The organism is uncultured Moraxella sp., from assembly GCF_945873075.1.
In the GTDB taxonomy this organism is placed as follows: domain Bacteria; phylum Pseudomonadota; class Gammaproteobacteria; order Pseudomonadales; family Moraxellaceae; genus Moraxella.
The window spans coordinates 48,893-64,416 of the sequence record NZ_CAMCBS010000001.1 but is presented as its reverse complement, the minus strand read 5'-3'; the positions used below and the strand labels follow the sequence as shown (position 1 = coordinate 64,416).

Genomic DNA, 15,524 nt, shown 5'->3' with positions numbered 1-15,524 from the left:
CACCAAAGATGATGTGGTTTTGGGCAGTTTTGCCAATCATTAGCCTGCTTGGTCTAGTAGCATACTACGGATATGACCGATTGCTTTGGTTGGGTTTAGACCTTTTGGACACACTGACACGCAGTTCATGATGCCACGGCAACGGAATAGGCTAAATGGGTCATCTAGGCGAGCTAGGCGAGCTTGGGTGTCGCTGTCACGGCTGTCGATGATGAAACGGTAGCCATTCAATAGCGCAGATGGGCCTAAGAACTTATCAGGGTTCCACCAGAATGATGGGCATGAAGTTGAACAGCACGCACATAGGATACATTCGTACAGACCGTTTAGTTTCTCACGATCTTCTGGTGATTGTAGGCGCTCTTTTGGTGGCGCAGGCTGATTGTTGATCAAGTATGGATGAACTTTTTCGTATTGCTCATAGAATTGGTTCATATCCACAACCAAATCTTTGATCACAGGCAGGCCTGGTAGCGGACGGATCACGATCTTTTCTGGCAAGGTGTTCATGTTGATTAGACACGCCAAACCATTTTTGCCATTGATGTTCATACCGTCAGAACCACAGATACCTTCACGGCATGAGCGACGGAAAGTTAGGGTTTCATCTTGTTTTTTTAGACGCAATAGCACATCTAGTAGCATACGATCAGATTCTAGTAGCTCAATCTGATAAGTCTGCATATATGGGGCTTTGTCCTTATCAGGATCATAGCGATAAATTTCAACGGTGCGAGTTCCACGACTCATAGTCTTTCTCCGCAAAATGCTTGGGCGTAGGCTGATGCAATACGCCCAAAATTCAAATTAGATAAATGTCAATTAGAATGTACGAACGCGTGGCTCACAGTAATCCACAGTCAATGGCTTCTTGCGCACTGGCTTATAGATTACCTTGTTACCTTCTGAATACCATAGCGTGTGCTTCATCCAGTTCTTGTCATCACGACCTAGTGGCGCTTCGGCATCATCTGCAGGACGCTCATAGTCTAGGACGCTGTGCGCACCACGGCACTCATGACGAAGTGATGCTGATAGCATGGTTGCTTTGGCGACTTCGTATAGGTTTGCCACTTCTAGAGCTTCGATACGCGCTGTGTTGAACACCGCTGATTTGTCTTTTAGATGGATTTGCTCAACTTTTGGTGCAAGCGCCATAATCTTCTCAACACCTTCATCCATCAACGCTTGGGTACGGAATACACCAGCGTGTGACTGCATGATTGAGCGGATTTCATCAGCGACTTCTTGCGCGTTGTAGCCTTCAGTTGAGTTTTGTAGCTTATCAAGGCGTGCTTGAGTGAAGTCTAGGACGCGTGGGTTCAATGGCTTGTAGCCACGGTCTGACTTAGCAAACTCATCTAGGATGTGCTGGCCTGCTGCACGACCAAATACCACAAGGTCAAGCAGTGAGTTCGTGCCTAGACGGTTTGCACCGTGTACAGAGACACACGCACATTCGCCGATGGCATATAGACCTTTGATGACACGACCTTCGGTGTATAAACCTTGCTCATCACGCTCGCCATCTAGCACAGGTACAGTCACCTGACCATGGATGTTCGTTGGGATACCGCCCATCATGTAGTGGATGGTTGGGACAACTGGTACTGGCTCTTTGGTAATGTCCACGTTGGCGAAGTTGTGGCTGATTTCAAATACCGATGGCAGACGCTTCATGATTTCGGCATGACCTAGGTGGGTCATGTCCATCACGATGTAGTCGCCATTTGGACCACAGCCACGACCTTCTTTAATCTCTTGGTCCATAGAACGAGAGACGAAGTCACGCGGTGCCAAATCTTTTAGGGTTGGGGCATAACGCTCCATGAACGGCTCACCGTGCTTGTTACGAAGGATAGCGCCTTCACCACGACAGCCTTCGGTCAGTAGGACACCTGCGCCTGCGACACCCGTTGGGTGGAATTGCCAGAACTCCATGTCTTGTAGCGGGATACCTGCACGCACTGCCATGCCCAGACCGTCACCAGTGTTGATGTAGGCGTTGGTTGATGCACGGAAGATACGACCTGCACCACCTGTCGCTAGTACGGTAGTTTGGGCTTGGAATACAGAGATATTACCTGTTTCTTGGTCAAGCGCTACCACGCCGTTGATATTGCCTTCGTCGTCTTTGATTAGGTCAAGTGCAATCCACTCAACGAAAAATTGAGTGCCTTTTTCTAGGTTCTTTTGGTATAGCGTGTGCAGTAGCGCGTGGCCAGTACGGTCAGCTGCCGCACAAGCACGTGGCACAGCTTTTTCGCCGTAGTTGGCACTGTGACCACCAAATGGACGCTGATAAATCGTACCATCGGCGTTACGGTCAAATGGCATACCCATGTGCTCAAGCTCATAGACGACCTTTGGCGCTTCACGGCACATATATTCGATGGCGTCTTGGTCGCCTAGCCAGTCAGAACCTTTGACGGTGTCATAAAAATGGAAATGCCAGTTATCGTTGCTCATATTACCCAATGACGCACCGATACCACCTTGGGCAGCAACCGTGTGCGAACGGGTTGGGAAAACTTTGGTGATGACTGCGACTTTCATACCGCCATTAACCAGCTGTAGAGAAGCACGCATACCAGAACCACCACCGCCAACGATGACTGCGTCAAAGTTTAGCGTTGGGATGTTGTTGATTACAGTATCTTGTGTTGCCATGTTTATTCCTAATTATGTTTTTATTGGTGTTGATGGGGCAAATTTACCAATGGCTAAGCCAATCGGTCAATTACCAAAAAATCATCACGCCCCAGAATAGATACACCAAAACAGCGATAATGACCAATGACTGAATCACCAAACGCAATCCTGATGATTTGACATAGTCAGTCAAAACTGTCCACATACCCACCCATGCGTGGAATACCAAAGACAAAATCGCAACCAAGCTAAATAGCTTCATTGGCAGGCTTAGCATGAAGCCTTTCCAAGCTTCAAAATTCACATCGCAAAATAGGAAATATCCTACAATCACAACGCTATACACCGCCAAAACGACAGCACTGATACGCTGCAAAATCCAATCACGCGAGCCTGAGCCTGTTAGACCAGTCGCACTTTTAATACCAGAATTATTTCTCATTAGAACATCACCCATACAAACGATGCGACAATCAGTACAGCAGCGATTACAAAGCTAATCACCGCAGCCGTACGGCCAGAATTGAACTCTTCGTTCATGCCTAGGTCAGCCAACAAGTGCTTGATACCCATGACAAAGTGATACGCAGTCGCTGCAACAAAAATCCAAGCAACAAAGCGTAGTGCAATATTATCAAAAACAGCATCAAAGCCTTCTTGTGAAGTCAAAGAAGTCTGAAGAATACATAGCATCACAGGGACAAGCAAAAACAAAACAATCCCAGAAACACGATGCAAAATCGACGCCATAGCAATCGGTGATTTTGAGTTCACAGCGATGACTTGGCTCAAAGGTAGGTTAATCGGTCGGTTGCTTTTCACAGCGGGCATCCTTATCTAATTTACGCCGAACAATGGCAAGGAGTAGCTAGCCGGCTATCGGTAATCATCGCAAGCGATAAGTTACCAGTCATCAAATGATGTACAGCGAGCACCACAAAAAATTGCAAAAAATCCCACAACGACATCATTGTGGCATTTATAGCCAATCAATCAAGGCGATGCCTTGTATCAAAAGCCTATAATGCGATTGATTATCGTTTATGGAAATGCAGTCATAAATAATTTAAATTATAAATCGCTTGAACAATAATTACAAACAAATTCCTATATTTTGTGCAAAATTCCCGTGATTTTTTAAAAAAATAACCAAAAAGCTGTCAAATTAATTGTTACAAACAATGTCAGAGCCACAAAAACACTTGTCAATTTGCCACATTGTCCCTAAAATCACGAATGAAGCAATGAATAGGTGTTTACTAAAATTTCGTTAAAATGCGAAAAAAGCTTGTAAGTTTGACAAAGTTTTTGTATTATCCAAGATACTCACTGCTGAGTGCATCTGTTCACAGATGTGTAATTTAATAACAACACAAGGAAGCCGCACTTAAGTTGGCTGATGGCTTAGCCTAATAAGTGTGAATTTATTCGTCTGATTGTATGGTGCTAATTAAGCACCAACATGGATGTTCGGTGATTTTTATGCACAGTACAAGGTTTTCAGACGCAACCAACCCCAAAGAGGTCAATTATGTCAAAGAAAGTTACCCTTACCGTTGATGGTGTCGAATATGATATGCCAGTGCTGGAGAGCACGCTAGGACGCCCTGTATTGGATGTAAGCGCTGTTGCCAAGGCTGGTCTATGGACTTATGATCCAGGCTTTATGGCGACTGCACCAGTTGAATCAAAAATCACTTATATCGATGGCGAAAAAGGCGAGCTACTACATCGTGGCTATGCGATTGATGATTTGGCATCAAACGCTGACTACCTAGAAGTCTGCTATGCGCTACTATACGGTGATCTACCAAACGCTGAAGAAAAAGAGAAATTCTACGCACGTGTTTCTAACCACATGGCAGTGCATGACCAACTGCGTAAGTTCTTTGAAGGTTTCCGCCGTGACGCTCACCCAATGGCAATCATGGTCGGCGTGGTCGGTGCGCTATCAGCATTCTATCACAACCACCTAGATATCTCTGATCCTGCACACCGTGATGAGACTTGTGTTGATTTGATCGCAAAAGTACCAACCCTAGCTGCGATGAGCTACAAATACTCAATCGGCGAACCGTTCATGTATCCACGCAAAGACTTCAGCTATGCTGAAAACTTCCTATACATGATGTTTGCTACCCCAGGTGAGCCTGACTACAAGGTCAATCCAGTGCTGGTCAAAGCAATGGACAAAATCTTCACCCTACACGCAGACCATGAGCAAAACGCATCAACTTCTACCGTGCGTCTAGCAGGTTCAACTGGTGCAAACCCTTATGCGTGTATCGCAGCAGGTATCGTCGCACTATGGGGCCCATCACACGGTGGTGCAAACGAAGCAGTTCTACAGATGCTTGATGAAATCGGTTCTGTCGAGCATGTCGAAGAATTCATGGAAAAAGTTAAGCGCAAAGAAGTGAAGCTCATGGGCTTTGGTCACCGCGTCTATCGCAACTTTGACCCACGCGCCAAAGTGATGAAAGAGACTTGTGATGAAGTACTAGGCGCACTAGGCATCAACGATCCTAAGCTTGAGCTTGCGATGAAACTTGAGCAAATCGCTTTGAACGACCCATACTTTGTAGAGCGTAAACTATATCCAAACGTTGACTTCTACTCAGGCATCATCCTAAAAGCAATCGGTATCCCAACTTCAATGTTTACCGTAATCTTTGCTCTAGCTCGTACTGTTGGCTGGATCAGCCACTGGACCGAAATGCACTCAGAGCCGTTCAAAATCGGTCGTCCACGCCAACGCTACACTGGCGAGACACACCGTGAGTTCGTCCCTGTGGACAAGCGTAAATAATCCGATATTTACAACGGATTCTTATACCAAATTTCCCCAAGTGAGTGCTTGGGGAAATTTTTTTGCTGTGATTTTTTATGATGACTATAATAAAAAACACCGCCTAAGCCAATGACAAAAGCGGTGTTAAGTTCAAATTTCGATGGCAAGCTAAGGCAATAATCCCATCTCAGTCAGCACATCAACAGCAGCACGGTAAGCTTCTTGGGCAGCTGGCGCACCGCAGTACGGTAAGCTATGAAGTAGCACTTCTTGGATCTCAGCAACCGTTGCACCGTTATTGATAGCACCACGGATATGCCCCTTAAGCTCGGTTGGGCTTTTTTGGGCGATTAAGAATGCGATGGTCACCAGTGATCTGGTCTTACGGTCGATGCCATCACGCTGCCATGTCGAACCCCAAGCGTGTTCATTGATCCAGTCTTGCAGTGGTGCGGTAAATGGCGTTACCTGCCCCATCGAACGCTCGACATGCGCATCACCCATCACTTGTTTGCGTACGGTGATGCCGTTTTGGTAGGTTTGGTTATTATCCATATATATTTCTCCCTTGAAAAATCATCGATTAGGTTCGCACTTCCCCATACCCAAAGACCACCCATTTTTCAGAAGTCAGTCCATGCAAACCCACAGGGCCACGAGCGTGAATCTTATCCGTTGAGATGCCAATCTCAGCGCCCAAGCCATATTCAAAGCCATCAGCAAATCGGCTGGACGCATTGACCATCACACTTGATGAATCGACACGACGTACGAATACATTGGCGGTGGTGTAGTTCTCGGTGATGATGACATCGGTATGATGGCTGCCATAGTGATTGATATGGTTGATGGCATCATCTAGGCTGCTCACCACTTTGACTGCCAAGATCGGTGCTAGATATTCAGCGTACCAATCGTCCTCACTCGCCATTTGATAGGCATCACCTTGCCCGAGAATCTCATGGCTCATCGAACACAGTCGAAACTGCATGGCACTGTCCGCAGCCATCATCGCCTGCGTGATGGCAGGTAGCAGTTCTTTCGCCACCGTTTCATGCACGAGCAGTGTCTCCATAGTATTGCACGTGCCATAGCGGGATGTTTTGGCATTGGTGGCGACTTTTATCGCCATATCGTGATTGGCATCTTTATCGATATAGGTGTGACAATTACCATCCAGATGCTTAATCACCGGCACGCTTGCCCCACGACTGATACGCTCAATCAGCCCCTTGCCACCACGGGGAATCACCACATCGACCGACTCTTTCATGGTAATCAGACTATCCACCGCCGAGCGGTCTGTCGTTGCGAGCACCTGCACCACATCCTGTGGCACGCCTGCTATCTTAAGCCCTGCATGGATACAGGCAGCGATGGCTTGGTTGGAGTGATACGCCTCAGAACCACCCCGCAAGATGATGGCATTACCCGATTTGATGGCAAGGCTTGCTGCCTCAATGGTGACATTTGGGCGAGATTCATAAATCATCCCGACGACGCCGAGCGGCACTCGCATCTTACCCAGCTGAATGCCTGATGGACGATAGGTCATTTGGCTGATTTCACCCACAGGGTCAGGCAGGACAATCACATCATCCAGCGATGCAATCATGCCATCAAAGCGTGCGTCATTGAGCACCAAACGGTCAAGTAATGACGCCTCAAGCCCATTATCCTGCCCTGCCTTGACATCAATGGTATTGGCATCCAGTACGGCTTGTTTTTGCTCAATCAACGCCTGCTTGATACAGCTTAGGGCGTGATTTTTGGTTTGGGTGTCGGCAGTAGCAAGCACAGCGGCAGCGGCTTTGGCTTGGCTACCGACCAACTTCATATAGCTTGGGACATCGGTGATGGTGGTCATGTCGGCATTTCCTTTGGGATTTTGGTCGTCATTGATAGAAATTATCAGATGCTATGATAGGCATTGTAAGCACTCTTGGGTAAAAATACCACCATTTTTGCGTGATTTATCGGATGTTCCTGTTAAATTTGCCGAATTTTGAATAGATTGTGCTAACTTTTCAGAAGTTTTTATGAAAAACATAGCAAAAAATGTGAAAAATATTTGCCTTTATCTCATTTTTGGGTAAAAATATGCTAGTACAATTTTTTCTGCGACCTATCTAGGACGGATGACAGTAGCAGGCTTTTGATTTGAATAACACAAACAGGATATTTCATGACCGATTCACGCCCCATTGCGCTCGATTTACAAGACATTCATAAAAGCTACGGCTCATTAGAAGTATTAAAAGGCGTTTCTTTGACCGCTCAAGATGGCGATGTCATCAGCATTTTGGGTTCGTCAGGTTCGGGCAAATCAACCTTGCTTCGCTGCATCAACCTGCTTGAGAACCCAACTTCGGGCAAAATCATCATCGGTCAAGAAGAGCTCAAACTCAAAACCAAAAATGGCGAGCTTGTGGCAGCGGATAATCGCCAACTCGAAAAATTGCGCTCAAAGATTGGCTTTGTATTCCAAAGCTTTAATCTATGGCCACACAAAACCATTTTACAAAACATCATCGAAGGCCCAACACAAGTATTAGGCATCAATAAAGATGAAGCCATCAAAGATGCCGAGCAGTTATTGACCAAGGTCGGTCTATTGGACAAAAAAGATGCCTATCCTGACAATCTGTCAGGCGGTCAGCGCCAACGAGTCGCTATCGCTCGTGCTTTGGCGATGAAACCACAGGTACTACTATTCGATGAGCCGACATCAGCTCTCGACCCTGAACTGGTCAATGAAGTGCTGGCTGTCATGCGTGAGCTGGCTGCCGAAGGTCGCACCATGCTGATTGTCACCCATGAGATGCGCTTTGCCCGTGAAGTCTCAAGCAAAGTGGTGTTCTTGCACCAAGGTCGCATCGAAGAGATTGGCACGCCTGAAGAAGTATTCGATCACCCAAAATCAGCCCGTGTGCGTGAGTTTATGGCGTCACATCGTTGATTTTTTTGCCCACCAACAAAAGGAATGTACCATGCTAAATCGTTTCGCCGCTTTCGGAATCATCAGCGCCATCGCACTTGCTGGCTGCAACCAAGACAAAGCCCCAGCAACTGATGCGCCAAAAGCTGACGCTGCCAAAACCGAACAACGCCACCTAAAAATCGCCACCGAAGCAGCCTACCCTCCGTTCAACGACACCGATGCCAGTGGCAAGATCATCGGCTTTGATGTCGATGTCATCAATGCAGTCTGCGCTGAGATGAATGCGCACTGCGAAGTCGTCGCCCAAGATTGGGACGGCCTAATCCCAGGTCTATTGGCAAATAAATACGATGCCATCATCGCTGGTATGTCTATCACGCCAGAACGCCAACAACAAGTGGACTTTAGCGAGCCATATTTTTCAAATACTATGATGTGGCTTGCCAAAAAAGATGGCAGCTTTGATCCAAATAACATCAAAGGTCTGGTTCTTGGCGGTCAGCGTTCTACCACTGGTGCTGACTACATCAGCAAAAACTATGATGGCAAAGACGGCAACACCGTACAGCTATATGACACCTACACCAATGCTTATCTGGACATGAAAGCAGGCCGTAACGCCGCCGTCATGGCAGAAAAAGCTTCAGCTTCTGACTGGCTAAAACAACCAGGTAACGAAGCCTTTGGTCTGGTCGGTAATGAGATTGACAACAATGACAACCTAGGTATCGCCGTGCGTAAAGGCGACGCCCTAAAAGCTGACATCGATGCAGCGCTTGCCAAAGTCAAAGAAAGTGGCAAATTGGCCGAAATCGAAAAAGCGTATTTTTAATCATCGCTTTGATCATCAGATTATTTAAGTTGTTTTTTACTTTGGGGTGGTGACTGCCATCGCCCCATCACACTCATTTTAGGAAGTTGTCATGAAATATACCCTTAAGTTTGCCACTACTCTACTTGCCGCTGCTGTACTGTCTGCGTGTGGTAATGATAAGCCTGAAGCCACAGCACCGACCGCCGCCCCTGAAGCAGGTTCAGCCAGTGCCGAAAAGCAAATTCGCATCGCCACCGAGTCTAACTTTAAGCCATTTAGCTATCTTGACACCCAAGGCAACCTAGCAGGCTTTGAGATTGACCTTGCCAATGCACTGTGCGAAGAGATGAAAGCCAAGTGCGAAATCGTCTCACAAGACTGGGACAGCCTAATCCCAAGCCTACAAGCCAACAAAGTTGATGCCATCATGGCAGGGATGTCAATCACCGAAGAGCGTCTAAAAGTGGTTGATTTTAGCGAGCCGTATTTTGATAATACTTTGGTATTGATCGGTAAAAAAGGCGATCCGACCACCATCAATGACATCGCAGGCAAAACTGTTGCCACACAGCAAGCCACCGTATCAGCCGATTATCTTGCCAAAAATTACCCACAAGCTACTGTCAAAACCTATGACAAGCAAGACAATGCTTATCTGGATTTGACCGCAGGTCGTGCTGAACTCATGCTATCTGACATCATGCCAGTGACCGATTGGCTAACTACCGAGCAAGGTCAAGGCTTTGAAATCAAAGGCGAACCGATCGATATCGGCGATATAGTCGGTATCGCAGTCCGCAAAGATGACGCCGAGCTCAAAGCTTCATTTAACGCCGCCTTGGCAAGCCTAAAAGCCAATGGCAAATATGCCGAAATCGCCGCCAAGCATCTTGGCGATACCGTTAAGGCACAATAAAACTGCAATCACCAACAGAATTCGATCCCATTGGATCATTCTGTTGGTATGATCATAATGTTTCACATGGAACAGGTTGCCGAACACCGTTGCACGACAAGCAACCTGTTCACAATCATATCAAGGAGAAGAGTAATGAAATTGACAAAATTTGGTCTAGCGGCAGCCGTGATTGGTGCGCTGACATTGACTGCGTGCGGTGGCGAAGATAAAGCTGCCAAAACCGAAGGTGAAGTACTGCGTATCGCTACAGAAGGTGCTTATGCGCCATTTAACTTCACCAATCCAGATGGTACTTTGGGCGGTTTTGATGTGGATATCGCCAATGCACTGTGCGACAAAATGCAAGTCAAATGCGAAATCGGCGCACAAGCTTGGGATGGCATTATCCCTGCGCTAAAAGCTGACAAATTTGACGCCATCGTCTCAGCGATGTCAGTCACGCCAGAGCGTAGTGAGCAAGTGGATTTTACTCAGCCGTACTACATCAACAGCCTAGTGTTTGTTGCCAAAAAAGATTCAAGCTTTGACCCAACATCAGCGACCGATATCGAATCAGCCAAAATCGCTGCTCAAGGCTCAACCTTTTCAAGCACTTGGCTGACCCAAACTTATCCAAACAGCAAACCACAGCTGTATGATACTTTGGACAATGCCTTTATCGATTTGGGCAATGGCCGTGCTGATGCGATGATTTCGGATAAGCTACCTGCATTGACTTGGCTAAAAACCGACCTTGGCAAGGATTTCGCCATCAAAGGGGATGACATCCAAAGCGATGACAAGCTAGCGGTTGCAGTCAATAAAGGCAATGCCGAGCTACTCAAGAAGTTTGATGATGCCATCGCCGCCATCAAAGCAGACGGCACTTATAAACAAATCGTCGTCAAGCATTTTGGTGAAGAAGGTATGCCAAAAGGCATGGAATAATCGCCAAAACCTGTGCCAAGATTTTGTTTCTTGATGCAGGCAAATTTGCTAAAATACGCCCGATGACTGTTTTTTGCGGTCATCGGGTGATTGAAAATTCATAAAGGTTTTCTCGTGTTTGAATTACAAGGCTACGGTCCGCTTTTAATCAAAGGCACCATACTTACCGTAAAGCTTGGACTTGCCAGTCTGATTTTTGGACTGATTTTCGGGCTATTGGGTGCGCTTGCCAAACTATCAGGCATTTGGATTTTGGAAAAAATCGCCAATGCCTATACTACGATTGTGCGTGGTATTCCTGAGCTGTTGGTCGTATTCTTTATTTTCTTTGGCGGTAGTGTGATTTTGGCTGCCTTGCTCAAGCAATTTGGCTACACGGGTCGTATCGACATCAGCCAATTTTGGGCAGGTGTGGCGGCATTGTCCATCATGTTTGGGGCATATGCTACCGAAGTCTTTCGCATGGCAATCCAAGACATCCCAAAAGGTCAATGGGAATCCGCCCAAAGTATCGGCATGAGCTCATTGCAGACCTTTCGCCGTATCATCTTGCCACAGATGTGGATGGTGGCACTACCGGGTCTTGGCAACTTAACCTTAGTGCTACTCAAAGATACCGCTTTGGTGTCATTGATCGGCTTACAAGACTTGATGTATTTTTCACAGCGTGCTGCCCAGTCCACTCAGCAGCCGTTTACTTTCTTTTTGGCAGCTGCCTTTATTTACTTGGCATTGACATCCATCATCACTGTCTTGATGATGTGGTTCGAAGATCGTGCCAACCCTGCGGCACGCTATGCCAAAAAACTTCGTAAGCTAGGGGGTAAATCATGAGCTGGAATTGGCAAGCGATTTTTGAGCATTTTCCCGAACTGCTCAAAGCCTCCATCACCACCATTGAGCTTGTGGTATTGAGCTGTGCACTGGGCTTAGTGTTTGGCGTGGCGTTGGGTCTGTGGCGACTATCACCAATTGCGTGGTTACGAGCCATCCCTGCGGCGTATATTTTCTTTTTTCGCGGTACACCGCTACTGGTGCAGATTTTCTTGATTTATTATGGTTTGGGTCAATTTGACGCTGTCAAAAACTCATTCTTGTGGGAACCTGTTTTTAGCAAAAACTACTGGTGCGCCATCATCGCCTTGACGCTCAACACCTCAGCCTATATCGCTGAAATCGTGCGTGGTGCTGTACAAGCCGTACCAAAAGGCGAGCTTGAAGCGGCTGACGCCATCGGTATGTCAAAATCCCAAAAATTAAAACGCATCACCCTGCCTCGTGCCTTTGGTATCATGATTCCTGCGTATAGCAACGAAGTGATTTTTATGCTCAAAGGCAGTGCTTTGGCAGCCTCAATCACTGTGGTTGAGCTGACGCACAAGGCGCGCGATATTATCGCCAAGACCTATCTGAACCTTGAGATGTTCTTTGCTGCTGGTGTGATTTATTTGGTGATTAGCTGGATTTTCTTATTTGGTTTTCGCCAATTTGAACGCCATATCAATCGCCACAAACGCTATGTGCCACCGAGCACCAAATCATAAGCATGGCTTAAATGGCTTAAATGGCTTAACAAAAAATACCGCTCATCATCACGATTGAGCGGTATTTTGTTGGTGAAGTTTAAGCTTGACCTGTCTGCACATCCACGCCAAACAGCGCATCCACCGCTTGATCGTCAAAGTGATATTCTTTGCCACAAAATCCGCAGTCCATCACCAAAGTACCGCCATGTGCCGCAACCAGTTGTTTGGCATCTTCTAGCCCAAGCTGCATGATTGCGCCTTGTGATTTTTCTGCCGAACAAGTGCAAGCAAAGTGCAGTGGCACACTTTCAGGCAGCACCACTTCTTCTTCATGGTATAAGCGGTACAAAATCTCATCAGCAGGCAAATCGGTGATTTCATCCGCTTTTAGCGTATTGGTCAAGACGGTCAAGCGATCCCACAAATCAGGGTCATTTTCTTTATCCGCATCGCTCTGTGGTAGCAGCTGTACAAGCACGCCGCCTGCGGTTTCATCATTGGTCGCAAGCTTGATGATGGTTGGGATTTGTGCTGATTGCTTTTGATAATGCGCCAAGCACTCGCCCAGATTGTCGCTCACTCGCTCGACAATCCCTTGATACGCTTCGCCCTTATCAGGATGGATACTGATAAACAGCACGCCTGCACCAAGCTCGGCAAAAGCTTGATTGCTCGTGGTCAATGACGCCCACAGCGCTTGATTGTCATCACCATCGGCATTAAAGCCTGCCAAAGCACGCACCGCACCTGTATGGTCGCACTCTGCCATTGCCCAATTAAGTTTGGCAGTATCATCCGAGCTTTGTAGCTGAATGGAGAGTTTGCCATCGATTTTGAGTGTACCAATCAATAGGCTTGCTGATACCAGCATCTCGCCAAGCAATGCTTTGATGGCGGTTGGATAGGCTTTTTGGGCGATGACGGTTTGGTAAGCGTCCGTTAGGCGTACCACATCCCCACGCACAACAGAGCCGTCAATAAAAAAGCGCTGGCGGTAATTTTCGGTATAAGTTGTCATAGTTTCATCCAAATCAATAAGATGCCTTTAATATGGGGATGATGGGCGATTTTGCAAATGTTTTGTCTCAAGGCGGTGCAATTTGGCTAAATTTTGCACAAAATTTGCAAATATTTGCAATTTGTCATAAGCATAGTCAAAATAAGCCGTGTGATTGGCGTGATTTTTCCTTATAATACATCAACTTTTATTTGGTTGTCTAATCAACCGACTTATTTATCATTGGAGTTATTATGCGTATTTTTCGTTCATTGATGCCTGTGGTGTTTGGCACTGCCCTACTATCAGCCTGTGGCGGTGATAAGCCAGCAGAACAACCTGCACCAACCGCAGAACCAACCAAAGCCGAAACCAGCGAAGCGCCAAAAACCACCGCAAGCGACCTACTTGAGCGTCTAAACAGTGGCGGCACGATTATCGTCGGCACCGAAGGCACTTATGCGCCATTTAGCTATCATGACGAAACTGGCAAGCTAACTGGCTATGATGTCGAAGTGACCCGTGCCATCGCCGATAAGCTTGGCGTAAAAGTTGAGTTCAAAGAAACTCAATGGGATGCGATGCTAGCAGGTCTGGATGCGGGTCGTTTTGACATGGTGGCAAACCAAGTCAATCTACAATCAGAAGAACGCAAAGCCAAATATGACGGCACAACCAACTACACCTACTCAACCGCTGTCGTACTTGCCAAGCCAGAAACGCAGGTGGCAAGCTGGGAAGACCTAAAAGGCAAAAAATCAGCACAATCATTGACGGTGAATTTTGGTAAAATCGCCGAAAAATACGGTGCGACACTTGAGCCAATCGAAGGTCTATCACAAGCCATCACATTGGTTCAACAAGGCCGTGCTGATGTTACCATCAATGACAAGCTGGCTGTGCTTGAATACTTCAAAGCCAAGCCTGACCACGGTCTAGCCATCAAGCTAGAAGGTGGCAAAGAGTATGAGCAAAGCTCAGGTATCGCCCTGCGTAAAGGCGAAGAAGCAGCCGTTGCCAAGCTCAATGACGCCATCAAACAACTACAAGATGACGGCACTTTGGCACGCCTAGGCGAGCAGTTCTTCGGTCAAGATGTCAGCAAGCCACAACAATAATCGCTGATTATCTCTTGGCATGGCATGGCATCGCCTAGCTGTGCCACGATACTGTTTTTATTCGACAAACCCAAGGCTAGTTGTAGTCTTGGGTGGAGTTTTTCTATGCTCACCACTTTACTGTCTTCGTTGCCGTTCATGACACCCGATCGAGCTCAGATTGTCATCAGCTCATTTTTGCCGATGGTAAAGGGTGCGATTTATTACTCAATCCCTTTGGCGATTGTGTCGTTTTTTCTGGGGCTTGTGATTGCTTTAGTTGTGGCGCTCATTCGCATTGTGCCACGCACCACACCTGTGCATCAGCTACTGTATGGCATGGCTGGCGTCTATATTTCTGCCATTCGTGGCACGCCCTTATTGGTGCAGTTGTTCATCATTTTTTATGGACTGCCAAGTCTTGGACTCAAGCTTGACCCTGTGCCGTCTGCCATCATTGCATTTTCGCTCAATGTCGGTGCTTATGCCGCCGAAACTGTGCGAGCGGCGATTTTGTCCATTCCAAAAGGTCAATGGGAAGCAGGTACAAGCGTCGGTCTTGGCTATATGCAGACCTTTCGCCATGTCATCTTGCCGCAGGCGTTTCGTGTCTCCATTCCGCCCTTATCCAACACCTTTATTAGCCTTGTCAAGGACACATCGCTAGCATCATTGGTGCTTGTGACCGAGCTATTTAAACAAGCGCAAATCATCACCGCGCGCAATTATGAATTTATGCTCGTGTATATCGAAGCTGCGCTCATTTATTGGGTGATTTGTCTTGTGCTCAGCTTTGCACAGACACGCCTTGAGCATCGCTTTGACCGCCATATTGCCAAATAGCCACGGGATTTAGGATT

General features: G+C 46.9%; 16 protein-coding genes. 9 read left to right on the top strand and 7 right to left on the bottom strand.

What is annotated here, in order from left to right; translation table 11 throughout:
* Positions 1–39: 39 nt before the first annotated feature.
* From Q0N89_RS00305 to sdhC, 4 genes are all read right to left on the bottom strand, one after another.
* Complete coding sequence (locus tag Q0N89_RS00305; RefSeq protein ID WP_078318268.1) at positions 40–750, bottom strand: succinate dehydrogenase iron-sulfur subunit; 711 nt, start codon at positions 748–750, stop codon at positions 40–42.
* 72 nt (positions 751–822) lie between these two features.
* Positions 823–2,670, bottom strand: coding sequence for a succinate dehydrogenase flavoprotein subunit (gene sdhA, locus Q0N89_RS00300; protein ID WP_078253704.1), 1,848 nt, complete (start codon positions 2,668–2,670; stop codon positions 823–825).
* 70 nt (positions 2,671–2,740) lie between these two features.
* A complete protein-coding gene (gene sdhD / locus Q0N89_RS00295) occupies positions 2,741–3,076 on the bottom strand; it encodes a succinate dehydrogenase, hydrophobic membrane anchor protein (protein ID WP_294032894.1) in 336 nt (111 codons plus the stop codon).
* A gap of 17 nt (positions 3,077–3,093) precedes the next feature.
* Positions 3,094–3,483 carry a succinate dehydrogenase, cytochrome b556 subunit gene (gene sdhC, locus Q0N89_RS00290; RefSeq protein ID WP_294032823.1) on the bottom strand — a complete coding sequence of 130 codons (390 nt, stop codon included), beginning with the start codon at positions 3,481–3,483 and terminating at the stop codon, positions 3,094–3,096.
* A 700-nt stretch (positions 3,484–4,183) separates the two neighbouring features.
* Between sdhC and gltA the strand changes: the two genes are divergently transcribed.
* Positions 4,184–5,461, top strand: coding sequence for a citrate synthase (gene gltA / locus Q0N89_RS00285; protein WP_078253701.1), 1,278 nt, complete (start codon positions 4,184–4,186; stop codon positions 5,459–5,461).
* 150 nt (positions 5,462–5,611) lie between these two features.
* Here the strand turns inward: gltA and Q0N89_RS00280 are convergent, their stop codons facing one another.
* Positions 5,612–5,998, bottom strand: a complete 387-nt coding sequence (locus Q0N89_RS00280) for a carboxymuconolactone decarboxylase family protein (protein WP_294032822.1) — start codon at positions 5,996–5,998, stop codon at positions 5,612–5,614.
* 28 nt (positions 5,999–6,026) lie between these two features.
* Complete coding sequence (locus Q0N89_RS00275) at positions 6,027–7,310, bottom strand: glutamate-5-semialdehyde dehydrogenase (RefSeq protein WP_294032821.1); 1,284 nt, start codon at positions 7,308–7,310, stop codon at positions 6,027–6,029.
* 318 nt (positions 7,311–7,628) lie between these two features.
* Between Q0N89_RS00275 and Q0N89_RS00270 the strand changes: the two genes are divergently transcribed.
* The 6 genes from Q0N89_RS00270 (at position 7,629) to Q0N89_RS00245 (ending at position 12,588) form a co-directional block, all read left to right on the top strand.
* Positions 7,629–8,402 (top strand): ABC transporter ATP-binding protein, encoded by a 774-nt coding sequence (locus tag Q0N89_RS00270; RefSeq protein WP_294032820.1) that lies wholly within the window; start codon positions 7,629–7,631, stop codon positions 8,400–8,402.
* A 31-nt stretch (positions 8,403–8,433) separates the two neighbouring features.
* Positions 8,434–9,216 (top strand): transporter substrate-binding domain-containing protein, encoded by a 783-nt coding sequence (locus Q0N89_RS00265; RefSeq protein WP_294032819.1) that lies wholly within the window; start codon positions 8,434–8,436, stop codon positions 9,214–9,216.
* 91 nt (positions 9,217–9,307) lie between these two features.
* Positions 9,308–10,114, top strand: a complete 807-nt coding sequence (locus Q0N89_RS00260) for a transporter substrate-binding domain-containing protein (protein WP_294032818.1) — start codon at positions 9,308–9,310, stop codon at positions 10,112–10,114.
* Between the two features lie 135 nt (positions 10,115–10,249).
* Positions 10,250–11,044: a transporter substrate-binding domain-containing protein gene (locus tag Q0N89_RS00255; protein ID WP_078253689.1), complete on the top strand. Its 795-nt coding sequence runs from the start codon at positions 10,250–10,252 to the stop codon at positions 11,042–11,044.
* A gap of 114 nt (positions 11,045–11,158) precedes the next feature.
* A complete protein-coding gene (locus Q0N89_RS00250) occupies positions 11,159–11,878 on the top strand; it encodes an ABC transporter permease (protein ID WP_078253688.1) in 720 nt (239 codons plus the stop codon).
* Positions 11,875–12,588, top strand: a complete 714-nt coding sequence (locus Q0N89_RS00245; RefSeq protein ID WP_078253687.1) for an ABC transporter permease — start codon at positions 11,875–11,877, stop codon at positions 12,586–12,588. Before Q0N89_RS00250 ends, Q0N89_RS00245 begins: the two co-directional genes overlap by 4 nt.
* A gap of 79 nt (positions 12,589–12,667) precedes the next feature.
* On the opposite strand, the gene Q0N89_RS00240 is transcribed toward Q0N89_RS00245, so the two are convergent.
* A complete protein-coding gene (locus Q0N89_RS00240; RefSeq protein ID WP_294032817.1) occupies positions 12,668–13,588 on the bottom strand; it encodes an Hsp33 family molecular chaperone HslO in 921 nt (306 codons plus the stop codon).
* A 233-nt stretch (positions 13,589–13,821) separates the two neighbouring features.
* Here Q0N89_RS00240 and Q0N89_RS00235 point away from each other — a divergent pair, with 233 nt between their 5' ends.
* Complete coding sequence (locus Q0N89_RS00235) at positions 13,822–14,685, top strand: amino acid ABC transporter substrate-binding protein (RefSeq protein ID WP_294032816.1); 864 nt, start codon at positions 13,822–13,824, stop codon at positions 14,683–14,685.
* A gap of 138 nt (positions 14,686–14,823) precedes the next feature.
* Positions 14,824–15,507 (top strand): amino acid ABC transporter permease, encoded by a 684-nt coding sequence (locus tag Q0N89_RS00230; RefSeq protein ID WP_294032893.1) that lies wholly within the window; start codon positions 14,824–14,826, stop codon positions 15,505–15,507.
* The last annotated feature ends 17 nt before the right edge of the window (positions 15,508–15,524 follow it).